Here is a 22,727-nt window from a genome sequence, read left to right as displayed (position 1 = left end):
GCAGGAACAAAAAAAGCCCCGCTTTCGCGGGGCTTTTTCCTGACTATTGCATCGATCTCAACTCAGAAGCGGTACTGCGCGCTCAGGCCCCACAGGTTGACGCTCGAGTCGTACGAACCAACCAGCGTGCTGCCGCTGGTGGCCACCGACGGGGTGGTCAGCTGGATGGCCGGGTCGTCCACGATGATGTGCGTGTAGCCACCGTTGATTTCCCACGACTCGCTCGGGGTCCAGGTCAGGCCGACCGAGAACCACTGGCGGTCACCGTCGGGCAGGCGCGGCGTGCGCGTGTCGGCGTGCGTCGGCGTCTGGTCTTCCGCGTAACCACCACGCAGCGTGAACTGATCGCTGATGTCCCACTCGGCGCCGAGCGACCAGTAGGTCGTGTCGGTCCACTTGAACTCTTCCGAGGCCGAAGCCTGGTGCGGGTTAGCCGGGAAATCGATGACCACGCTCTGCAGCGTGCTCCACTGCGTGAACGAGACGTCGCCCATCAGACGCCAGTCGTCGTTGATGCCGTAGGTCACGCTGATCGTGTCGACGGCCGGCGTGGCCAGCGTCGCGTGGGCGTTGGTGTCGACGTACTGGCCCGGCGCGCCGATGGCGAGCAGCGGCGAAACATTCGCCGGCACGGTGAAGTCGGCGGTACCGACGATATCGTGGCCGATTTCCGAGCGGTGCGAGTAACCGATCGCGAGCTGGTCGTTCGGGTGGATGTGCACGCCGGCGATCCAGCCGATGCCGGTGTCGTCGCCGTTGACTTCGATGAAGCCATCGTTCTTCTGCGGGCCGTACGGCGCGGCGACCGGGTTCGGCGTGATGCAGAGCGCGATGTTGATGCCGCACACGGCGGAACCGAAGTCGATGGACTTGGACAGCGTCGCTTCGGCGCGCTGGTAGACCAGGCCGAGGCCGAAGGACACGCTGGAGCCGAAGTCGAACGCGGCCGACATCGTCAGGTCCATCGTCTTCACTTCGGACTTCACGGCGGTGTAGCGACCGACCCAGCCGGCGTCGTATTCGGTCTTCAGACCGAACGGCGCGCTGACCATGGCGCCGAGCGTCACGCCCGAGTCGCCCATCGGGAAGATCGCGGAGATCGCCGGGACCGGCGTCTGGTCGCCCGCGTTGCCACCGTTGCCGCCGGACAGCGGCTGCTGCAGCGGCGTGCCCGCAGCGGCGAAGCCGCCACCGGTGAAGTCGGCGGACAGGTCGATCAGGGTGACGTCGGCCTGCAGGGTGTTCTTCTTGAAGGTCGACATGGCCGCCGGGTTGGCGGTGACGACCGAGGCGTCGCCCGACGCCGAGCCGCTGCCCGCGAACGCACGGCCCATGGCCTTGACGCTGCTTTCCTTCAGCTGGAAGCCCGAGGCCTGCGCCTGGCCGCCGAACGCAAGCGCACCGGCCACGGCCAGCGCGAGAGCGGAGATACGAGTGACGTGGATCTGTTGCATTGCGAGTTGTCTCCGGTGACGAATTTTTGGGTGTCGGTCGGCCTGGCAGCCAGGACCGGCGCGTGCCGGAACCCCTCCCGACATACGACGCCGTAGGGGACTATAGCCCAGCTTTAACCCGTTGCTAACAACCCCGTGTCGGCGCACTAACGGAACGGCCGCCGGGTAGCATGCGCGGCATGTTCGTTCCGCTGCCGACCCGCCAGAAGCGTGGCCTGCGCTGGGCCACCCCGGCGCTGTTCGCCCTACTGCTCGGCGTGTTCGTGTGGGCGCGGTTGGCCTCGGGCAGCGAGCAGCGGGCCCTCATCGTCGGCTGGGGCGCGCTGTCCGGCGGCCTCGCCGACCCGGCGGCCTGGCAGGAGGCCTTCCGCGACGGCCGCGCCCTGCGCCTGGTGACCGCCCTGTTCCTCCATGCCGACTGGGCCCACCTGGTCGGCAACCTCGTCTTCCTGCTGATCTTCGGCCTTCCGGCCGAGCGCGCGATGGGCGCGTGGCGCTTCCTGCTGTTGTTCCTGCTCGGCGGCGCGATCGCCAACCTCGCCGCAGCGCTGAGCATCGGAGAACCGGACCGGATCATCATCGGCTCGAGCGGCGCGGTGTCCGCGGTCATCGGCGCCTATCTCGCCTTGTTCCCGCGCGCCAAGCTCGGCGTGGTGCTGCCGCTGGGCCTGTTCCTGGAATTCGTGCGCGCACCGGCGGCCTTGCTGATCGGCGTATGGGCCGCGTTGCAGGTCGTGTTCGCCTACATCGGCCCGGCGCTGGGCGCGGTGGCGTGGTGGGCGCACCTGGCGGGCTTCGCGTTCGGGATCGTGTACGCGATGTTCGTGCGCGCGGCGATTGCGCGGCGGCTGCGTCGACAGCGCGGTTATTGAGCGCGCACCTATAATCGCGCCATGGCCAAGCCGCTCTACAAGGTCGTGTTCCTCAACGCCGGCCGCATCTACGAGCTGTATGCGCGGCGCGTGTCGTCCGGTGCGCTCTGGGGCTTCACCGAAGTCGCCGAGCTGGAGTTCGACGTGCACGGCGGCGTGGTCGTGGATCCGACGGAAGAACGCCTGCGCGACGAATTCGGCAACACGCGCGTGCTGCACCTGCCGATGCAGAGCATCGTGCGCATCGAGGAAGTCGAGAAGAAGGGGCAGTCGGCGATCCGCGATGCGGCGACGGGCGAAGCCGTCGTCACGCCGTTTCCAATGCCCGCGAAGCCGCGCTGAAGCCGCAAGCCGCGCTGAGGCGACGCGTTACTGCTTGTTCGGTGCCACCGGCGCGATCGGCGCAACGGCCACCGGCTTCTTGAGCGCCGCCAAGGCCGCGGCGATGGGCGCATCGCCGTCGAGCACTTCGCCCGCGTTCGAGCCCGCGGTTTCTTCGTCGCCATGCAGGTGGCCCGGCAGCGAGGCTTCGTTGTAGTCCGCCTTGCCGTCGTGGTCGGCACCCTTCTCCGGGTGCAGCACGATGTCCGGCTCGATGCCGCGCGCCTGGATCGATTTGCCGCTCGGCGTGTAGTAGCGCGCGGTGGTGAGCTTCACCGAGTCGCCGTTGTCCAGGGGCAGCAAGGTCTGCACCGAGCCCTTGCCGAAGGTGCGGCTGCCGACCACGCGCGCGCGGCCGTTGTCGCGCAAGGCACCGGCAAGGACCTCCGATGCGCTCGCCGAGCCGGCATCCACCAGCACCACGACCGGTGCGCCGTTCAACTTGTCGCCCGGCGTCGCGCTGAATTCCGCATCGCTGATGGCCACGCGGCCGCGCGTGCTGACGATCTTGCCCTTGTCGAGCAGTTCGTCGGCGATCTGCACCGCGGCGGTGAGCAGGCCGCCCGGGTTGCTGCGCAGGTCGAGCACGAGGCCGTTGAGCTTGCCGTTGGCCTTCAGCTTGTCGAGCGCGCGCGCGAAGTCGGCGGCGGTGTCGGCCTGGAACGTCGCGACGCGGATGTAGCCGTAACCGGGCTCGAGCATGCGCGAGCGCACGCTCGCCACGCGGATGCGTTCGCGGGTGAGCGTGACATCGAAGGGCTTCGGCGTGCCATCGCGCACGATGGTGAGCACGACTTTCGTGCCCGGCGCACCACGCAGCGGGCCCGAACCGCCTTCGCCGTCGTCCTGGCGGTCGGCGATCGGCTTGCCGTCGATGGCGATCACCACGTCGCCGGCCTTGATGCCTGCGCGCGCGGCGGGCGTGTCGTCGATGGGCGAGACCACCTTGAGCGTGCGGTCGGGCATCGTCATCAGCTCGACGCCGACGCCCGTGTAGGCGCCCGTGGTCTGCTCGTCGAACGAGCGCGCTTCGCTCTTCTGCAGGTAGGCGCTGTGCGGATCCAGGTCGAGCAACAGGCCACGCACCGCGGACTGCATCAGCTTCTTGTCGTCGACCGGGTCGACGTAGGCTTCCTTCACCGCGTTGTACACGGCGACGTAACGCCGGATCTCGTCGAGCGGCACCTTGGAGGTGGTGGATTCGGCGTCGTCGGGATCGTCGCTGGAGGAGACCTCGCGACCTTGCTGCGTGTCCTGCTGCGTGTCTTGCGGGGGCGCCGTTTGCGCCTCCTGCGCGAGCGCCGCGCCGGCGAAGGACAGCAACATTGCGGCGAACAGGGCGGTCTTGCGCATGGGGATTCCGGGACGCGGGGTCGGTTCGATTATGCAAGCGTGGCGCGCAGCTGCGTTAACGCCGCGTTGCGCCCGTGTGCAGCGCTTACTGGCGTTTCAGCCAGGCGTCCGGATCCACCGGTTGCCCGTTGCGGCGCAGTTCGAAGTACAAAGCCGACCGCCCCTGCCCGCCGGAGTTCCCGACGCTGGCGAGCGGGTCGCCGCGCTTGACCGTGTCGCCGGCGTCGCGCAGCAGCGCATCGTTGTGCGCGTACAGGCTCATGTAGCCGTTGCCGTGGTCCACGATGAGGATGAGGCCGTAGCCGTTCATCCAGTCGGCGAAGACCACGCGGCCGTCGGCGACCGCCTTGACCGTGGTTCCGGGCGCGGCGGCGATCAGCACGCCTTCGCTGCGGCGGCCGTCGGGCAGCGTGCCGCCATAGGCGGCGACCAAGCTGCCGGACACGGGCCAGCCGAGGCCACCGACCTGCAGTGCGGGGCCGGTGAAGGCCGGCGGCTTGGGCGTCGCGGGGGTCGAGGTGCCGCGCGATGCGGCGGCCTTCGCCTCGCGCAGGGCGGCGGCCTTGCGTTCGGCCTCCGCCTTCGCCGCGGTGGCGCGGAGTTTCGCGAGCAGTTGCTGCAAGTCTTTCGCGTCTTCGCCGAGTGCTTTTTCGCGGCTGGCGCGATCCTTGTATTTGCGATCGAGCTGGTCCACCAGCGCCGCGCGGTCGTGGCGCGCCTGTTCGAGCGAGGCCAGTTGCGAACGCTGCGTGCGGCGCGTGGTGTCGAGCACGGTGCGCCGCTGGGTGATCTGTTGTTCCAGCGTGTCGAGTTCGTGCAGTTCTGCGGTGAGCTGGCGGATGCGCTCGGCGCGGTCCGTTTGCGCGTAGCGGTGGTAGGCCAGCGTGCGCTGCGCGTCGTCGATGGAATCCTGGGCGAGCAATGCTTTGAGCGGCGCGTCGTCGCCGACGGTGTAGGCCGCGCGCACCAGGCCGCGCAGTTCGGCGCGGCGCGAAGCGAGCGAAGTGTTGAGGGCGTCGCGTCGTTGCTGCAGTTCGGCGAGCGCGGCGCTTTCGTGCGCGAGGGCGCGTTCGGTGTCCTGCACGGCGCGCCCCGTACGGCCGACTTGTTCGTCGGCGGCACGCAACTGGCGCGAGGCATCGCCGCGCTGGCCTTCGATCTTGCGGCGTTCGGCGGCGACGCTCTTCAGCTCGGTGCGGACTTGCTTCAGGCGTTGCTCGGTCTCGCGACCGCTCTGCGCGGAAGCGCTTCCCGCTGTCATCGACAGCAGGCAACCGAGTGCGAGCGCGAGCGTCCTCAAGCAGCGCCGAGCAGGCTGCGGCCGGTCATTTCGGCGGGCTGCGGCAGGCCCAGGAGATCGAGCATCGTCGGCGCCACGTCGCGCAGGGCACCGCCGCTGCGCAGCGTGGCCACGCGCGGGCCGACGTACACCAACGGCACGGGGCCGACGGTGTGCGCGGTGTGCGGTTGTCCGGACTCGGGATCTCGCATGAGTTCGAGGTTGCCGTGGTCCGCGGTGATGAGCAAGGCACCCCCCACGCGGCGCACCGCGCCTTCGACTGCACCGATGGCGACGTCCACCGCTTCGGCGGCCTGGATCGCGGCCTGGAGGATGCCGGTGTGGCCGACCATGTCGGGGTTGGCGATGTTGCACACGATGACGTCGAAGGCCTGCGTGTCGATGGCTTCGACGAGTTTCGCGGTGACCTCGGGGCAGCTCATTTCCGGCTGCAGGTCGTAAGTGGCGACCTTCGGGCTCGGCACGAGGATGCGGGTTTCGCCGGCGTAGGGGTCTTCGCGACCGCCGCTGAAGAAGAACGTGACGTGCGCGTACTTTTCCGTTTCGGCGATGCGCAGCTGTGTCATGCCGTTGTCGGCAAGCAGTTCGCCGAGTGTGTGGCGCAGGTCGTCGGGAGCGAAGGCGACCGGGGCCGGCAGCTTCGCGTCGTATTCGGTGAGGCAGGTGAAACGCGACAGCGCGGGCTTGTGCGCGGTGAAGCCGTCGAACTTCGGGTCGACGAACGCAGCGGTGAGCTGGCGGGCGCGGTCGGCGCGGAAATTCATGAAGACGACGGCATCGCCATCGTGCATCGGCGTGGCGCCTGCGAGCACGGTCGGCGCGACGAATTCATCGGTTTCACCGCGCTCGTAGGCGGCGGCGAGCGCGGCGATGGCATCGGGGGCGCGGTGGTCGCTTTGCGCTTCGACGATGGCGTCCCATGCGCGGCGGACGCGGTCCCAGCGCTTGTCGCGATCCATCGCGAAGTAGCGCCCGCCGACGGTGGCGATGCGCGCGTTGCCCAGTTGGTCGCACTTCGCCTGCAAGGCGTCCAGGCTGGCGCGCGCGGATTGCGGCGGCGTGTCGCGGCCGTCCAGGAACGCGTGGACGCGCACGCGCTCGACGCCTTCGCGCTTGGCCAGCTCGAGCATCGCCGCGATGTGCGCTTCATGGCTGTGCACGCCGCCGGGCGAGAGCAGGCCCATGACATGCAGCATGCCGCCCGAGCTGCGCGCGGCGGCGCAGGCTTTGTTGAGTTCGGCGTTGTCGAAGAAGGAACCGTCTTCGATCGCCGCATCCACGCGGGTGAGGTCCTGGTAGACGATGCGGCCCGCGCCGAGGTTCATGTGGCCGACCTCGGAGTTGCCCATCTGCCCGTCGGGCAGGCCGACGTGGCGGCCTTCGGTGTGGATGAGCGTGTGCGGGGCGCCGGCCCAGAGGCGGCGCCAGTTCGGGAGGTCGGCCTGGGCGAGGGCGTTGTCGGCCGTCTCCTCGCGATATCCCCAGCCGTCCAGGATCAGCAGGACGACGGGCTTGGGGCGGGAAATCGCGTCGGGCACAAGAACTCCGGGGCATGCATGACGAAGGACAGGGGTGGATTGTAGCGAAGGGGGTTAAACCGAATGCCCGGTCGACGCATCCATTGCGGACCACCCATCGATTCCACGGACCCCACACCATGTCGCGCACCCGCCTCGCCTTCGCCCTGAGCTTCGCGCTGGCCCTCGCCAGCGGCGCCGTCTTCGCCCAAGACCACGAGGACATCGACAAGGTCAACGGCAGCATCACCGCGGAATCCGGCCAGACCTACGGCGACCTGTCGACCGTCAACGGCAGCATCCGCATCGAGTCGAACGCCCGCACCGGCGACGCCGAGACGGTGAACGGCAGCATCCAGGCCGCCGACAACATCAGCACTGGCGGCCTGACCACCGTCAACGGCAGCATCCGCGTGGGAACGCAGGCGCGCATCGCCGACGGTCTTGAGACCGTGAACGGCAGCATCTTCGTCGACCGCGGTGGCGACGTCGCCAAGGGCGTGGAGACCGTCAACGGCGCGATCGGCCTGGTGGATACCGACCTGGGCGAAGGTATCGAAACGGTCAACGGCGACATCACGGTGGGCGTCGGTTCGCACGTGCATGGCGGCATCCATGTCGAGAAGCCGGGCCCGAGCTGGATCTCGATGCACAAGCCCAAGGTGCCGCGCATCATCATCGGCCCGAACGCGCAGGTGGACGGTCCGATGGTGTTCGAGCGCGAGGTCGTGCTCTACGTGCATTCGACGGCCAAGGTCGGCTCGATCCGCGGCGCGACGGCGATTCCCTTCAGCACGGACAAGGCGCCCGAGGCGCAGTAATCCGGGAGTCGCCCTGTTTAGAATCCGGGGGGTCCCCATCGGAGACCTCCCGGATGTTGCGTAACCCGAAGTCCTGCCACTGGATGGTGTGTCTCGCCGGCGTGGTGGCGCTGGCCGCCTGCAATCGCACGCCATCGCCTGAAGCACCCGCCGCATCGGCCACCGTGGCCGCGCCTGCGCCGGCAGTGACCAGCTCCCACGCCTTCGTGCCCGATATCGCCAAGGGCGATTTCGCCGAACACGTGCGCGTGCTGGCCTCCGATGACTTCGAAGGACGCGCGCCCGGGAGCGCGGGCGAAGACAAGACCGTCGCGTACATCACTGCGCAATTCGAGCGCATGGGACTGAAGCCCGGCAACAACGGCAGCTGGACGCAGACCGTGCCGATGACCGAGACCACCGCCGACGACAAGACGGTGTTGAACGTGTCGGTGAAGGGCAAGCCGCATGCGTTGAACTTCGGCACCGACATGGTGATCGGCACGCGCAGCGGGCAGAAGCATGTCGAGGTGAAGGACAGCGACGTCGTGTTCGTCGGGTACGGCGTCGATGCGCCGGAACAGCAGTGGAACGATTACGCGGGCCTGGACGTGAAGGGCAAGACGGTGGTCATCCTCGTCAACGATCCTGGTTTCCACGCCAACGATCCGACGTTGTTCGAAGGCCGACGCATGACCTGGTACGGCCGCTGGGTCTACAAGTTCGAAGAAGCTGCGCGCAAAGGCGCTGCGATGGCGTTGATCGTGCACGACGACGCCGGTGCGTCGTACGGCTGGGACGTGGTGCGGGGTTCGTGGAGCGGCGCGCAGTTCGACCTGCGTGCAAGCGACGATCCGGCGCCGCGTTTGCCCGTGCAGGGTTGGATCACGGGCGCGCAGGCGAAATCCTTGTTCGCCGATGCCGGGCTGGATTTCGATGCGTTGCGCGCCGCCGCCAACAAGCGCGGTTTCAAGGCGGTGCCGCTGCCGGCGAAGGCCTCGGTGACGCTCGACAGCGAGGTCGTCGAGAAGTCCTCGCGCAACGTGGTGGGGATGGTGCCGGGCACCGAGCGACCGAACGAAGCGGTTGTTTACATGGCGCACTGGGACCACCTCGGCAAGCATCCCGACGAGCCCGGCGACAACATCTACAACGGTGCGATCGACAACGCGACGGGCGTGGCGGGGATCATGGAGATCGCCGGCAAGTTCGCGCAGGCACCGGCGAAGCGTTCGGTGCTGTTCCTGGCGGTGACGCTCGAGGAATCCGGGCTGCTCGGTTCGAAGTACTACGTGGCGCATCCGGTGGTGCCGCTGAAGGACACGGTGGCCGCGATCAACATCGATGCGATGTCGACCTCCGGGCCTTCGAAGGACATCGTGGTGACGGGCCTGGGCAATTCGGAACTCGACGACGTGCTGAAGTCGATCGCCGACAAGCAGGGGCGCGTGTTGCACGCGGAGGCGACGCCGGAAAGCGGATTCTATTTCCGCTCCGACCACTTCAACTTCGCGAAGGCCGGCGTGCCGGCGCTGTATGCCGAAGGTGGCGAGGATCTCGTCGCCGGCGGTACGGAGGCCGGGCGCAAGGCATCGGAGGCGTATACCGAAATGCGCTACCACAAGCCGGCGGACGAGTTCGACCCGAACTGGAACCTCGACGGCGTGGTGCAGGATCTGGACACGATGTACCAGGTCGGGCGCGAGGTGGCCGATGGGTCGGGCTGGCCGAACTGGCGCGTGGGTAATCCTTTCCGCGCGGCGCGTGATGCGTCGCGTCCTGCTGCGAAGCCCTGATCGCCCAACGACGGAGATCCCAGATGACGATCGCAACGGCTTATGTGTGCGTGATCCTGGCGGCGTTGTTGCCGTATGTGTGGACGACGGTCGCCAAGGCGAGCGGTGAGCGTTACGACAATCGCGATCCGCGCGGTTGGGTCGCACGACAGACGGATCCGCGCGTACATCGTGCGAATTCGGCGCAGCTCAATGCGTTCGAGGCGTTTGCGCCGTTCGCAGTGGCCGTGGTGATGGCGCAGCTGGCCGGCGTGCAGGAGTCGCGCATCGCGGTGTTGGCGATCGCTTTCGTGGTGCTCCGGTTCCTGCATGGGTTGGTTTACACGATGGGGCTGAAGGCTCCGCTTCGCAGCCTGGTGTGGGCCGTCGCGTTCGCATGCGTGGTGGCGCTGATGGTGATGGCGGCACTGCGACTGGGGGCGATGGGGTGAACACCGGCGTGGCGATCGACGTGGCGAGTGCGCAGTGCGTGGATGTCGTGCGCGCGCAGGGGTTTTGTTTCGTGCATGCCGATGCGATGCGCGCCGCCTTGTCGCACGTCGGTGGGCTCGACGACTGGGAGCGGTTCATAGCCTCCTGGGAAGCCCTGGCGCCCGATACGTACCTGGCGCAGACCGGTCGCTATCGGCGGCGACGGCATTCGGTATTCAGCGCGTCGCGCGCCGGCGACGTCGTGCGTGAAGCGCACCAGCCGCATTACCAGGGTCGCGAGTACAACCCGCTGCAGGGGGACCTGGAGCGGTGGTTCGAGCCAATCGAGGATGCGATCGCGAGTGGTGCCTGCCTTTCGACAGTGCTGCGTTATTGCGTGGGATTCTTCGGTGCGCTGTCGCCGGACGTGGCGCGCTGGCGCATCGAGGTGCATCAGTTCCGCATCGAGGCCCGGCCCGATGCTGCGGGCGAGCCGACGCCGGAAGGCGTGCATCGCGATGGCGTGGATTACGTGCTGGTGCTGATGGTCGATCGCCGGAACATCGCCAGCGGCACGACGACGATCCACTCGGGCGATGGGGCGCTGTTGGGGAGCTTTACGCTGGTCGATGCATTCGACGCTGCGCTGGTCGACGACGCGCGCGTGTTCCATGGGGTCACGCCGGTGACGGCGCTGGATCCGTCGCTGCCGTCGCATCGCGACGTGCTCGTCGTGACGCTCAAGCGCAGCAACTAACCCATTCCACCGCGCAAAGAAAAACCCCGCCGGAGTTCCGGCGGGGTTTTGTTGTAAGGCCCTGGCGATGACCTACTCTCGCATGCGGATGCACACTACCATCGGCGCGGCTGCGTTTCACTTCCGAGTTCGGAATGGGATCGGGTGGTGCCACAGCGCTATTGTCACCAGGGAGAGGGTGGAGGGTCGCGGTCCAATCGATGGATTGGTCGCGCTCACGCTCTCAGAGGGTGGGAAGTAGCGAGTTGCTTCTTGCGAAGCTTGGGGCGAATGCCATCGACGTGTTGTCGAGGATAAGGCCACTTGAGGTGATATGGTCAAGCCACACGGATCATTAGTACACGTTAGCTCAACAGGTTGCCCTGCTTACACACCGTGCCTATCAACCACCTGGTCTTGATGGTTCCTTCAGGGGACTAAAGTCCCGGGAGATCTCATCTTGAGGCGCGCTTCCCGCTTAGATGCTTTCAGCGGTTATCGCTTCCGAACGTAGCTACCCGGCAATGCCACTGGCGTGACAACCGGAACACCAGGGGTTCGTCCACTCCGGTCCTCTCGTACTAGGAGCAGCCCCTCTCAAATCTCCAACGCCCACGACAGATAGGGACCGAACTGTCTCACGACGTTCTGAACCCAGCTCGCGTACCACTTTAAATGGCGAACAGCCATACCCTTGGGACCGACTACAGCCCCAGGATGTGATGAGCCGACATCGAGGTGCCAAACACCGCCGTCGATATGAACTCTTGGGCGGTATCAGCCTGTTATCCCCGGAGTACCTTTTATCCGTTGAGCGATGGCCCTTCCATACAGAACCACCGGATCACTAAGACCTACTTTCGTACCTGCTTGATCCGTCGATCTTGCAGTCAAGCACGCTTATGCCTTTGCACACAGTGCGCGATGTCCGACCGCGCTGAGCGTACCTTCGTGCTCCTCCGTTACACTTTGGGAGGAGACCGCCCCAGTCAAACTACCCACCATACACGGTCCCCGACCCGGATCACGGGCCCAGGTTAGAACGTCAAGCACATCAGGGTGGTATTTCAAGGTTGCCTCCACCGAAGCTAGCGCCTCGGTTTCACAGGCTCCCACCTATCCTACACAGACGAACTCAACGTTCAGTGTAAAGCTGTAGTAAAGGTTCACGGGGTCTTTCCGTCTTGCCGCGGGAACGCTGCATCTTCACAGCGATTTCAATTTCACTGAGTCTCGGGTGGAGACAGCGCCGCTGTCGTTACGCCATTCGTGCAGGTCGGAACTTACCCGACAAGGAATTTCGCTACCTTAGGACCGTTATAGTTACGGCCGCCGTTTACTGGGGCTTCGATCAAGAGCTTCGCCTTGCGGCTGACCCCATCAATTAACCTTCCAGCACCGGGCAGGCGTCACACCCTATACGTCCACTTTCGTGTTTGCAGAGTGCTGTGTTTTTGATAAACAGTCGCAGCGGCCTGGTTTCTGCGACCGCTCCCAGCTATAGCCCGCATGGGCCACCAGAAGCGGTGCACCTTCTCCCGAAGTTACGGTGCCATGTTGCCTAGTTCCTTCACCCGAGTTCTCTCAAGCGCCTGAGAATTCTCATCCTGCCCACCTGTGTCGGATTACGGTACGGTCTGCGTCAGCTGAAGCTTAGGGGCTTTTCCTGGAAGCGTGGGATTAGTGACTTCAGCCAAATGGCCTGGTCTCGCTGCTCGGTGTTGACCCTCCGGATTTGCCAAGAGGATCCACCTACCTGCTTTCCCCGGGACAACCAACGCCCGGTACACCTACCCTTCTCCGTCCCCCCATCGCACTGACGCGAGGTGCTGGAATATTAACCAGCTTCCCATCGACTACGCATTTCTGCCTCGCCTTAGGGGCCGACTCACCCTGCGCCGATGAACGTTGCGCAAGGAAACCTTGGGCTTTCGGCGTGGAGGCTTTTCACCCCCATTATCGTTACTCATGTCAGCATTCGCACTTCCGATACCTCCAGCGGACTTCTCAATCCACCTTCATCGGCTTACGGAACGCTCCTCTACCGCGCACATTGCTGTGCACCCCAAGCTTCGGTTCATCGCTTAGCCCCGTTAAATCTTCCGCGCAGACCGACTCGACCAGTGAGCTATTACGCTTTCTTTAAAGGGTGGCTGCTTCTAAGCCAACCTCCTGGCTGTCTGTGCCTTTCCACATCGTTCACCACTGAGCGATGAATTTGGGACCTTAGCTGTGGGTCTGGGTTGTTTCCCTTTTCACGACGGACGTTAGCACCCGCCGTGTGTCTCCCATGCAGTCCGTCTCGGTATTCGGAGTTTGCCATGGTTTGGTAAGTCGCAATGACCCCCTAGCCATAACAGTGCTCTACCCCCGAGAGGATTCACATGAGGCGCTACCTAAATAGCTTTCGAGGAGAACCAGCTATCTCCGGGTTCGATTAGCTTTTCACTCCTAATCACACCTCATCCCCTACCTTTGCAACGGGAGTGGGTTCGGGCCTCCAGTTGATGTTACTCAACCTTCACCCTGGGCATGACTAGATCACCCGGTTTCGGGTCTACTGCCTGCGACTATGCGCCCTTATCAGACTCGGTTTCCCTTCGCCTCCCCTATACGGTTAAGCTCGCCACAAACAGTAAGTCGCTGACCCATTATACAAAAGGTACGCCGTCACCCTTGCGGGCTCCGACTGCTTGTACGCACACGGTTTCAGGGTCTATTTCACTCCCTTCACCAGGGTTCTTTTCGCCTTTCCCTCACGGTACTGGTTCACTATCGGTCGGTCAGGAGTATTTAGCCTTGGAGGATGGTCCCCCCATGTTCAGACAGGGTTTCACGTGCCCCGCCCTACTCAATTTCATCCGTACGGCCCTTTCGCATACCGGGCTGTCACCGTCTACGGCCACGCTTCCCAACGTGTTTTGCTAAAACCGTACGGACTTTTGGGCTAGTCCCCGTTCGCTCGTCGCTACTGAGGGAATCTCGGTTGATTTCTTTTCCTCCGGGTACTTAGATATTTCAGTTCCCCGGGTTCGCCTTGCATGGCTATGTATTCACCATGCAATACCCTTGCGGGTGGGTTTCCCCATTCGGACATTGCCGGATCAAAGCTTGTTGCCAGCTCCCCGACACTTTTCGCAGGCTGCCACGTCCTTCATCGCCTCTGACCGCCAAGGCATCCACCGTGTGCGCTTATTCGCTTGACCATATCACCCCAAGTCGCCTCGGGCTGATACGACGTCGCGAACATCAACGTCTTATCACTACTTCAATAAAGGTGCTCTCGCACCTCGCCTTAGCCTCTACGACACGTCATGGACATTCGTCTCAAAACGCTCGCTACTTCCCGATTGTCAAAGAACACGCACCTGGCTTCAGCGCCAGGCGCGTTTCAGATCTTCGTGTGCGCTATGTCATTCAGAGTTGGTGGGTCTGGGAGGACTCGAACCACCGGCCTCACCCTTATCAGGGGTGCGCTCTAACCACCTGAGCTACAGACCCAAAAGCTTTGGCCGGTAAAGAGTGGTGGAGCCAGTCGGGATCGAACCGACGACCCCCTGCTTGCAAAGCAGGTGCTCTCCCAGCTGAGCTATGGCCCCGTGTGCCGGGACGCTCTGAATGCAGGTCACTTGTGCGGACGCCTGACAGGCAATGCGCTGTCTTTTGTCTCTAAAGGAGGTGATCCAGCCGCACCTTCCGATACGGCTACCTTGTTACGACTTCACCCCAGTCATCGGCCACACCGTGGCAAGCGCCCTCCCGAAGGTTAAGCTACCTGCTTCTGGTGCAACAAACTCCCATGGTGTGACGGGCGGTGTGTACAAGGCCCGGGAACGTATTCACCGCAGCAATGCTGATCTGCGATTACTAGCGATTCCGACTTCATGGAGTCGAGTTGCAGACTCCAATCCGGACTGAGAGAAGGTTTCTGGGATTGGCTCCCCCTCGCGGGATTGCAGCCCTCTGTCCTTCCCATTGTAGTACGTGTGTAGCCCTGGCCGTAAGGGCCATGATGACTTGACGTCATCCCCACCTTCCTCCGGTTTGTCACCGGCGGTCTCCCTAGAGTTCCCACCATTACGTGCTGGCAACTAGGGACAAGGGTTGCGCTCGTTGCGGGACTTAACCCAACATCTCACGACACGAGCTGACGACAGCCATGCAGCACCTGTCTCACGGTTCCCGAAGGCACCAATCCATCTCTGGAAAGTTCCGTGGATGTCAAGGCCAGGTAAGGTTCTGCGCGTTGCATCGAATTAAACCACATACTCCACCGCTTGTGCGGGCCCCCGTCAATTCCTTTGAGTTTCAGTCTTGCGACCGTACTCCCCAGGCGGCGAACTTAACGCGTTAGCTTCGATACTGAGTGCCTAGTTGCACCCAACATCCAGTTCGCATCGTTTAGGGCGTGGACTACCAGGGTATCTAATCCTGTTTGCTCCCCACGCTTTCGTGCCTCAGTGTCAGTGCTGGTCCAGGTAGTCGCCTTCGCCACAGATGTTCCTCCCGATCTCTACGCATTTCACTGCTACACCGGGAATTCCACTACCCTCTACCGCACTCTAGGTCGCCAGTTTCCAATGCCATTCCCAGGTTGAGCCCAGGGCTTTCACATCAGACTTAACGAACCACCTACGCACGCTTTACGCCCAGTAATTCCGAGTAACGCTTGCACCCTTCGTATTACCGCGGCTGCTGGCACGAAGTTAGCCGGTGCTTATTCTTCCGGTACCGTCATCACCCCCGGGTATTAACCGAAGGCTTTTCTTTCCGGACAAAAGAGCTTTACAACCCGAAGGCCTTCTTCACTCACGCGGCATGGCTGGATCAGGCTTGCGCCCATTGTCCAATATTCCCCACTGCTGCCTCCCGTAGGAGTCTGGACCGTGTCTCAGTTCCAGTGTGGCTGATCATCCTCTCAGACCAGCTACGGATCGTCGCCTTGGTGGGCCTTTACCCCGCCAACTAGCTAATCCGACATGGGCTCATCCAATCGCGCGACGCCTTGCGGTCCGCCGCTTTCACCTCTCGGTCGTATGCGGTATTAGCGTAAGTTTCCCTACGTTATCCCCCACGACAGGGTAGATTCCCATGTATTCCTCACCCGTCCGCCACTCGCCACCCACAGTATTGCTACTGCTGTGCTGCCGTTCGACTTGCATGTGTTAGGCCTGCCGCCAGCGTTCACTCTGAGCCAGGATCAAACTCTTCACTTAAGTTTTTCGACAGGACCGAAGTCCCGTCTAATGCTTTGAGTGCAGTCGTCGTCCCAGGCTCGAAATCACTCGCTGGCTCGCGATTGCTCGCTTGCCATTTGAATTGACTTGTTGCTCTGTTACGAACGTCTGCAAGATGGACAACTTTCCACCCGCCAGACGCCCGCACAAGTCACCTGCGCACACTGTCAAAGATCTTCGGAACCGGCCTCAGCGCCGCGTCCCAACCCTCCGCACCAGAAGTGCCCGAGGGAGCCGCACATCATACAGGCGATTCGAAGATCGTCAACACCTGATGAAGAAAAATTTCAGAGGACTTGCACGCGATTCAGTGGATCGAATCGCTGCGGCGTGTCGCGTGCCGCACCCCGTCCTCGAGGGCCGCGAATTATGCACGCTCGCGGGAAAGGTGCAACGCTTTTTTGAATGATTTTTTTCGACGAAGCGATGCGGCTTACGCGGCGACCAATCGCACCCGCGCGAAATTCCGCTTGCCGATCGCGATGACGCCTTCGAAACCCGGCACGAAAACCCGCTGCGGATCCTCGACGACTTCGCCGTCCACGCGCACCGCGCGTTCTTTCAGCTTGCGATTGGCTTCCGAATTGCTCGGCGCCAGGCCCGCCGCCGTCAGCAACGCCGCGATGCGCAAACCCGCGGCCGGCACCGCGACATCGGTGAGCGCCAGTGTCGCGATGTCGCCTTCGCCGCGCACGGCTGCATTCCACCCGGCGACCGCGGTCTCCGCAGCCGCATCACCGTGGAAACGCGCCGCAAGCTCGCGCGCAAGCCGCAGCTTCACGTCGCGCGGATTCAACGCACCGGATGCGACTTCCTCGCGCAAACGCACGGCTTCCGCCGCGCCGATGTCGAAACTCAATAGCTCGATCCAGCGCCACATCAGCGCATCGCCGATCTTCATCGTCTTGGTGACCATGTCGATCGCCGGCTCGTTGATGCCGATGTAGTTGCCGAGCGACTTGCTCATCTTCTGCACGCCGTCGAGGCCTTCCAGCAATGGCATCGTCAGCACGATCTGCGGCGCCTGGCCGAAGTGTTCCTGCAGGCCGCGTCCCATCAGCAGATTGAACTTCTGGTCGGTGCCACCGAGTTCGACGTCGCTCTTCAGCGCCACCGAGTCGTAGCCCTGCACCAGCGGATACAGGAATTCGTGGATCGCGATGGGTTGCTGCGCGGCGTAGCGCTTGGAGAAATCGTCGCGCTCCAGCATGCGCGCGACCGTGTGCTGCGCAGCGAGCTTGATCATGTCCGCCGCGCTCATCGCGCCGAACCATTCGCTGTTGAAGCGAAGCTCGGTGCGCTCCCGATCGAGCACCTTGAAGACCTGGTCCGCATAGGTCTTCGCGTTGGCCTCGACGTCTTCGCGGGTCAGCGGCTTGCGGGTGACGTTCTTTCCCGTCGGGTCCCCGATCATTCCCGTGAAGTCGCCGATCAGGAAGATGACCTGGTGCCCCAGGTCCTGGAACTGCCGCATCTTGTTGAGCAGGACCGTATGGCCCAGGTGCAGGTCCGGGGCGGTCGGGTCGAATCCGGCCTTGATGCGCAGCGGGCGGCCGAGCTTGAGGCGGGCCTCCAGCTCGTCGCGCTTGAGGATTTCATCGGCACCACGGCCGATCAGTTCGAGGGCGGCTTGGATCGACACTTCGGGGACTCAGGACTCGTGGGGAAGGACCGATCCGTGATCGGGGTCGTGAAGGTACCGTTAAAGGACGGTTAAAACAAAAAACCCATCCCGCTCAAGGGTTTGACGCACGTTTCTTCGGTGTCTATGGTAGCGCCGTTACGTGCCCGTCACCGGGTCGTAACAGCATTTCGGAAGGGGGAATCACCATGGGCAAATCCGGCATCGGCAAGGCGCGCCGCGCGCGACTCGACATCCTGCGCGAAGCTGCGCTCCATCGCGACACCGGCGTGCGTCGCCTGCCCGCGGGCTTCAATGGCCGCTGGACCCGTCGCCAGTGGGCCCATGCAAGCCTGTTCGCCACGCTCGCCGCACTCGTGGCCGCCATCGTCCCCGGTTTTGCCCCTGCCACGCAGGTGGGTGCGAGCAACACGGCCCGTACCACCCTCGCCCTGTCCCTTCCGCCGCTGTCGCTCGCCAAGCAGCATGGCCAGGCCGGCGACAGCTGGCAGATCGTGCATCTCGAGCGCGGCCAGACGCTGGGCTCGCTGTTCGACGACCTCGACCTGCCCGCCGCCACGATGCACCAGCTGCTCGGCCAGCCCGGCGCCCAGCAGGCGCTGACGCGCATGAAGCCCGGCACCGAGCTCGCCTTCGACCTGCCGGTCGGCGGTGGCCTGCGGGGTTTCCGCTACGACCGCGATGAAACCCATCGCGTCGAATACCGCCTCGACGGCGACAAGATCGTCGAAAAGGTCATCGAGCGCCCCACCCAGTCGCGCACCGTCGTGATCAGCGGCACCGTCGGCAAGTCGCTGTTCGCCTCCGCCCGCAAGCTGGGCCTGTCGGGCAGCGCGATCAACACGCTCACCGACGACATCTTCAAGTACGACATCGACTTCAACGACGACGTCGGTTCCAACGACCGTTTCAGCGTCGTGGTCGAGCAGACCTGGCGCGACGGCGAGCTGATCCGCACCGGTCCGGTGCAGGCGGCCACGTTCACGGTCGGCGGCAAGCTGCACTCGGGTTTCCGATTCGAACGCAACGGCAAGGCGGAGTACTTCACCGCCGATGGCCGCCCGCTGAAGAAGAGCTTCATCCGCATGCCGATCCCGTATGCGCGCCTGACCTCCACCTTCGGTTCGCGGCGCCATCCGATCCTCGGCACCGTGCGCCAGCACCAGGGCGTGGATTACGCCGCGTCCACCGGCACGCCGATCATGGCCGCGGGCGATGCGCGCGTGCAGTTCGTGGGCTGGAAGGGCGGTTACGGCCGCGCGGTCATCCTCGACCACGGTCGCGGCTACACCACGCTGTACGGCCACATGTCGCGCTTCGGCAACGAGAAGGTGGGCCAGCGCATCCCGCAGGGCACCGTCATCGGTTACGTCGGCATGACGGGCCTGGCCACCGGCCCGCACCTGCATTACGAATTCCGTATCAACGGCGTGCACCGCAACCCGCTGTCGATCACCATGCCGCCGCCGGAACCGCTGAACGGCGCCGCGCTCGCGCAGTTCCGCTCGCAGACGTCGAACGCCCTCGCGCGCATCCAGCGCGTGGAGAAGGTGATCTACGCCGACAACGACGCCGACGTCGCTCCGGCGAAGCCGGCGAAGCCGAAGAAGGCCTGATCGTCGCGGTGGACGACCGCGACGCAACGCAGCCCGAACTCCATGTCGGCCTGATTTCCGGCACGAGCGCCGACGGCATCGATGCCGCGCTCGTGCGCTTCGACGGCGCGCATTGCACGCTGGTCAAAGGCGACACCTATCCCTGGAACGCCGCGCTGCGCACGCGCCTGGTCGAACTCGGCCAGGGCGGCGATGCCACTTCGCTCGACGAACTCGGCGCGCTCGATATCCAGGTCGCCGAAGCCTTCGCGCAAGCGGCGTTGCAGGTGATCGCCGCCGCACGCGTCTCGCCGAAGGACGTCCGTTCGATCGGTTCGCACGGCCAGACCGTGCGCCATCGCCCCGCTGCAAAACATCCTTTCACCTGGCAACTCGGCGACGGCAACGTCATCGCCGAACGCACGGACATCGACAGCGTCGCGGATTTCCGTCGACGGGACGTTGCCGCCGGCGGCCAGGGCGCACCGCTCGTGCCTGCCTTCCACGCAGCGATGCTGCAAGACGCAAACGAAGACCGCGCCGTGCTCAACCTCGGCGGCATCGCGAACTTCACCTTGCTGCCCGCACGTGGCGACGTCCGTGGCTTCGACACCGGCCCCGCGAACGCGTTGATGGACGCCTGGTGCGAACGCCATCGCGGCACGCCCTACGACGCACACGGCGCATTCGCCGCGAGCGGCACTGCCGACATGGCGCTACTCGAACGCCTGCGCGCCGAACCCTGGTTCGCATTGCCCCCACCGAAGAGCAGCGGGCGCGAGCAATTCCATTTGTCGTGGGTGCAATCGCACCTGTCGGGCACCGAGCGCGCGGAAGACGTGCAGGCCACGTTGCTCGAACTCACCGCCGTGACCGTCGTCGATGCATTGCGCGCGCACCAGCCGCAGACGCGCCGCGTGCTCGTGTGCGGCGGCGGCGTGCACAACCCGATCCTGCTCGCGCGCATCGCTGCGCAACTGCCCGGCGTGCACGTGGAATCCACGCAGGCGCACGGGCTGGATCCGGATTTCGTCGAAGCGATGGCCTTCGCGTGGCTCGCGCGCGAAACGCTGGCCGGGCGGCCGGGCAACCTGCCGGCGGTGACGGGCGCGCGCGGTGCGCGCGTGCTCGGCGTCGTGTATCCCCGCTAAGCGCTCAATCCTCGCGCCAGCGTTCCAGGATGTGCTGCGGCGCCGGCGCTTCAGGCGCGCGACCGATCAGGCCGTAGCCCATATCGTCCTGCACCTCCTCCATCGCCGCGATCGCGTGCTGCAACGCCATCGCCTCGGGATCGTTGAAGTGCACGTTCGCGCCGCTCTCGCAGGCGAACAGGCCCTGCTCGATGAGCGTCTCCAGGCAGGTGTGCATGGTCCAGCCGCGCAGGTCGGCCAGCCGCTTGATGCGGTCGGAAAGAACCGGATCGATGTCTCGCAACACCAGGTCGGTCATGGCGTCCTCCAAACCCGTTCAACGACGTTCGGGGGCGCGGGCGGCCCTCAGCGCTCCGCGGGCGCGTCGATGTGCCTGAAACGCGGCCACAGGTAGAGGAACAGCAGAGTTGCCGGCAGCACCGCCAGGGTGGCGATGATGAAGTAGTTCGAATAGCTGGTCGCTTCCACGATGCCGCCGGCGAACACCCCGAGGACCTTGCCCGGCAGGTTCACCATCGAGCTCAGCAGTGCGTATTGGGTGGCGGTGTGCTGTCGGTTGACGAGCGCGGACAGGAACGCCACGGCGGCCGTGCCGAGGAATCCGAGGGTCATGTTTTCGGCGGAGATCACGACCGTCAGCGCACCCAGGTTGCCCGGATGCAGCGTCAGCCATACGTAGAGCAGGTTGCAGCTGGCGCACAGCACGACGGCTGCGAGCAGTGGCGCGCGCACGCCCCATCGTGCGATGGCCGCGCCACCCAGGAACACACCGACGATCCCCATCCAGATGCCGTAGATCTTCGTGATCGCTCCGATCTCGCTCAGGGTGAAGCCCATGTCCAGGTAGAACGGGCTCATGATCCCGCCGACCAGCGCCTGCTCCGGGATCTTGAACAAGAGGATGAAGAGCAGCGTCAGCAGTGCGGTCGATTTGCCGTAGCGCCGGAAGAAATCCGCGAACGGATCCACGATCGCCAGCCGCATGGCATCGCCCCAGTTGTCCGGCAACTTGCGGATCACCTCGGGCTCGCGCGCAATCAGCGTCACGCCCACCGGCAGCAACATCAGCAATGCCAGCACGAGGTACACCGTGCTCCACGCCATGTGTTCCGCCATGAAAAGCGCGAACGCACCGGTCACGATCAGCGCAATGCGGTAGCCCAGCGAGTAAGTCGCGACCAGCGCGCCCTGATCCGACGGCGAGCCGATCTCGATGCGGTACGCATCCACCGCGATGTCCTGCGTCGCGCCCGCGAACGCCACCAGCAGGGTGAATCCGACGAACGTCCCCAGCTGCGACGGCGTGACCATCGCCATGCCCACCAGTCCCGCCACCACGCCGATCTGGGCGAACAACAGCCACCCGCGCCTTTGCCCCAGCCGCGAGAACAGTGGCAGCCGCGCGTGGTCCAGCAACGGCGCCCACAGGAATTTCAGCGCATAGGTCATGCCTGCGCTGGCGATGATCGTGATCTCCTTGAGCACGATCCCGTTCTGCTTCAACCAGTACGCGAGCGTGCCCGCCACCAGCAGGAAGGGCAGCCCGGATGCGAACCCGAAGAAGAACATCGTCCATGCGGCGGGTTGCGTGAACGCCTTCCAGACAGAAGGCTTCTTCGGCTTCGCGGCAGTGGCGGAATCGCGGGCGGCTGTACTCAAAGGGCGTAATCCACGACGAAAGGCGCATGGTCGGAAAAGCGCGGCGACGGATGGATGGAACATCCGGCGAGCATGTCGCGCAGCGAAGGCGTGCAGAACTGGTAGTCGATGCGCCAGCCCACGTCCTTGGTGCGCGCCGCGCCGCGATTGCTCCACCAGGTGTAATCCTGGCCGTCGGCGCGCAGCGCGCGATACGCGTCGACCCAACCTGTCTTGTCGGCGCACATGCCGTTCAACCAATCACGCTCGCGCGGCAGGCAGCCGGAGTTCTTCTGGTTCGACTTCCAGTTCTTGATGTCCAGCTCGCTGCGCACGATGTTCCAGTCGCCGCAGAGCACGTAGTCGCGGCCGCTGTGCAGCCAGTGGTGGAGGATCGGCGCGAGCCACTCCATCACCTCGAACTTGAAGCCCTGGCGCAGCTCGCCCGAGGAACCGGACGGAATGTAGAACGACACGACGCTCAGGTTGCCGAAGCGCGCCTCGATGTAGCGCCCCTCGTCGTCGAACGGCGCCCACCCCAGTCCCGTGCGTACCTCGTCGGGCTCGCGCCTGGCGTACAGGGCCACGCCGCTGTAGCCCTTCTTCGTGGTGGCGTCGCGGAAATACGCGCGATAGCCCTCGGGGATGAAGTCGGGGCCGGTGACCTGGTGCTCCTGCGCCTTGGTTTCCTGCAGGCACAGCACGTCGGCGTCCTGCGCGCGGAACCAGTCGAAGAAGCCCTTGCCGGCGGCGGAGCGGACGCCATTGGCGTTGAAGCTGACGATGCGCAAATCGTGGCCCGGTCTTGAGTCTTTCCCAAGCGTAGCGGATTCGCCGGCCTTAA

At 64.6% G+C, this 22,727-nt stretch carries 14 protein-coding genes, 2 tRNA genes, 3 rRNA genes and 2 pseudogenes; 8 read left to right on the top strand and 13 right to left on the bottom strand.

Annotated features, from left to right (window positions below; translation table 11 throughout):
• Positions 1 to 62 precede the first annotated feature (62 nt).
• Complete coding sequence (locus LVB87_RS05485; RefSeq protein ID WP_232899889.1) at positions 63 to 1,454, bottom strand: TonB-dependent receptor; 1,392 nt, start codon at positions 1,452 to 1,454, stop codon at positions 63 to 65.
• 179 nt (positions 1,455 to 1,633) lie between these two features.
• On the opposite strand from LVB87_RS05485, the gene LVB87_RS05480 reads away from it, so the two are divergent.
• Both LVB87_RS05480 and LVB87_RS05475 read left to right on the top strand, forming a co-directional pair.
• Entirely contained in the window at positions 1,634 to 2,326 is a 693-nt protein-coding gene (locus tag LVB87_RS05480) for a rhomboid family intramembrane serine protease (protein WP_232899888.1), read from the top strand.
• Positions 2,327 to 2,347: 21 nt separating this feature from the next.
• Entirely contained in the window at positions 2,348 to 2,668 is a 321-nt protein-coding gene (locus tag LVB87_RS05475) for a DUF1820 family protein (protein ID WP_232899887.1), read from the top strand.
• Positions 2,669 to 2,728: 60 nt separating this feature from the next.
• On the opposite strand, the pseudogene LVB87_RS05470 reads toward LVB87_RS05475, so the two are convergent.
• The 3 genes and pseudogenes from LVB87_RS05470 to gpmI form a co-directional block, all read right to left on the bottom strand.
• A pseudogene (locus tag LVB87_RS05470) lies at positions 2,729 to 4,060 on the bottom strand (S41 family peptidase); the annotation flags it as partial.
• A gap of 85 nt (positions 4,061 to 4,145) precedes the next feature.
• Positions 4,146 to 5,321 (bottom strand): peptidoglycan DD-metalloendopeptidase family protein, encoded by a 1,176-nt coding sequence (locus LVB87_RS05465; RefSeq protein ID WP_232900478.1) that lies wholly within the window; start codon positions 5,319 to 5,321, stop codon positions 4,146 to 4,148.
• Between the two features lie 35 nt (positions 5,322 to 5,356).
• Complete coding sequence (gene gpmI / locus LVB87_RS05460) at positions 5,357 to 6,898, bottom strand: 2,3-bisphosphoglycerate-independent phosphoglycerate mutase (protein ID WP_232899886.1); 1,542 nt, start codon at positions 6,896 to 6,898, stop codon at positions 5,357 to 5,359.
• 119 nt (positions 6,899 to 7,017) lie between these two features.
• Between gpmI and LVB87_RS05455 the strand changes: the two genes are divergently transcribed.
• The 4 genes from LVB87_RS05455 (at position 7,018) to LVB87_RS05440 (ending at position 10,641) form a co-directional block, all read left to right on the top strand.
• Positions 7,018 to 7,698 (top strand): hypothetical protein, encoded by a 681-nt coding sequence (locus tag LVB87_RS05455; RefSeq protein ID WP_232899885.1) that lies wholly within the window; start codon positions 7,018 to 7,020, stop codon positions 7,696 to 7,698.
• Positions 7,699 to 7,751: 53 nt separating this feature from the next.
• Positions 7,752 to 9,473 carry a M28 family metallopeptidase gene (locus LVB87_RS05450; protein WP_232899884.1) on the top strand — a complete coding sequence of 574 codons (1,722 nt, stop codon included), beginning with the start codon at positions 7,752 to 7,754 and terminating at the stop codon, positions 9,471 to 9,473.
• 23 nt (positions 9,474 to 9,496) lie between these two features.
• The gene (locus LVB87_RS05445; RefSeq protein WP_232899883.1) at positions 9,497 to 9,904 is read left to right on the top strand and encodes an MAPEG family protein; all 408 of its coding nucleotides are present in this window, start codon (positions 9,497 to 9,499) and stop codon (positions 9,902 to 9,904) included.
• A gap of 86 nt (positions 9,905 to 9,990) precedes the next feature.
• Positions 9,991 to 10,641: a 2OG-Fe dioxygenase family protein gene (locus LVB87_RS05440; protein ID WP_232900476.1), complete on the top strand. Its 651-nt coding sequence runs from the start codon at positions 9,991 to 9,993 to the stop codon at positions 10,639 to 10,641.
• A gap of 59 nt (positions 10,642 to 10,700) precedes the next feature.
• Here the strand turns inward: LVB87_RS05440 and rrf are convergent.
• The 6 genes from rrf to tyrS form a co-directional block, all read right to left on the bottom strand.
• Positions 10,701 to 10,813, bottom strand: a 5S ribosomal RNA gene (gene rrf / locus LVB87_RS05435).
• A gap of 141 nt (positions 10,814 to 10,954) precedes the next feature.
• Positions 10,955 to 13,826, bottom strand: a 23S ribosomal RNA gene (locus tag LVB87_RS05430).
• A gap of 218 nt (positions 13,827 to 14,044) precedes the next feature.
• Positions 14,045 to 14,121 (bottom strand) — tRNA-Ile (locus tag LVB87_RS05425).
• Between the two features lie 22 nt (positions 14,122 to 14,143).
• A tRNA-Ala gene (locus LVB87_RS05420) sits at positions 14,144 to 14,219 on the bottom strand.
• 72 nt (positions 14,220 to 14,291) lie between these two features.
• Positions 14,292 to 15,836 (bottom strand): 16S ribosomal RNA (locus LVB87_RS05415).
• The 16S, 23S and 5S rRNA genes sit together here with 2 tRNA genes alongside, the layout of an rRNA operon.
• Positions 15,837 to 16,290: 454 nt before the next feature.
• Positions 16,291 to 17,499 carry a tyrosine--tRNA ligase gene (tyrS, locus tag LVB87_RS05410; RefSeq protein ID WP_232899882.1) on the bottom strand — a complete coding sequence of 403 codons (1,209 nt, stop codon included), beginning with the start codon at positions 17,497 to 17,499 and terminating at the stop codon, positions 16,291 to 16,293.
• Between the two features lie 188 nt (positions 17,500 to 17,687).
• Here tyrS and LVB87_RS05405 point away from each other — a divergent pair, with 188 nt between their 5' ends.
• Entirely contained in the window at positions 17,688 to 19,115 is a 1,428-nt protein-coding gene (locus LVB87_RS05405; protein ID WP_232899881.1) for a peptidoglycan DD-metalloendopeptidase family protein, read from the top strand.
• Positions 19,116 to 19,123: 8 nt separating this feature from the next.
• The gene (locus LVB87_RS05400) at positions 19,124 to 20,245 is read left to right on the top strand and encodes an anhydro-N-acetylmuramic acid kinase (protein WP_232899880.1); all 1,122 of its coding nucleotides are present in this window, start codon (positions 19,124 to 19,126) and stop codon (positions 20,243 to 20,245) included.
• Between the two features lie 91 nt (positions 20,246 to 20,336).
• Here the strand turns inward: LVB87_RS05400 and LVB87_RS05395 are convergent.
• The 3 genes and pseudogenes from LVB87_RS05395 to LVB87_RS05385 all read right to left on the bottom strand — a co-directional run.
• Positions 20,337 to 20,543, bottom strand: a pseudogene (locus LVB87_RS05395) (hypothetical protein); the annotation flags it as partial.
• Positions 20,544 to 20,590: 47 nt separating this feature from the next.
• A complete protein-coding gene (locus LVB87_RS05390) occupies positions 20,591 to 21,904 on the bottom strand; it encodes an MFS transporter (RefSeq protein WP_343223410.1) in 1,314 nt (437 codons plus the stop codon).
• Positions 21,901 to 22,674 (bottom strand): exodeoxyribonuclease III, encoded by a 774-nt coding sequence (locus tag LVB87_RS05385; protein WP_232899879.1) that lies wholly within the window; start codon positions 22,672 to 22,674, stop codon positions 21,901 to 21,903. The genes LVB87_RS05390 and LVB87_RS05385 overlap by 4 nt, the downstream gene beginning before the upstream one ends.
• Between the last annotated feature and the right edge of the window lie 53 nt (positions 22,675 to 22,727).

This window comes from Lysobacter sp. KIS68-7 (genome assembly GCF_021284745.1).
In the GTDB taxonomy this organism is placed as follows: domain Bacteria; phylum Pseudomonadota; class Gammaproteobacteria; order Xanthomonadales; family Xanthomonadaceae; genus Noviluteimonas.
The sequence above is the reverse complement of the archived record's forward strand: the minus strand, read 5'-3'. Positions and strand labels throughout refer to the sequence as shown.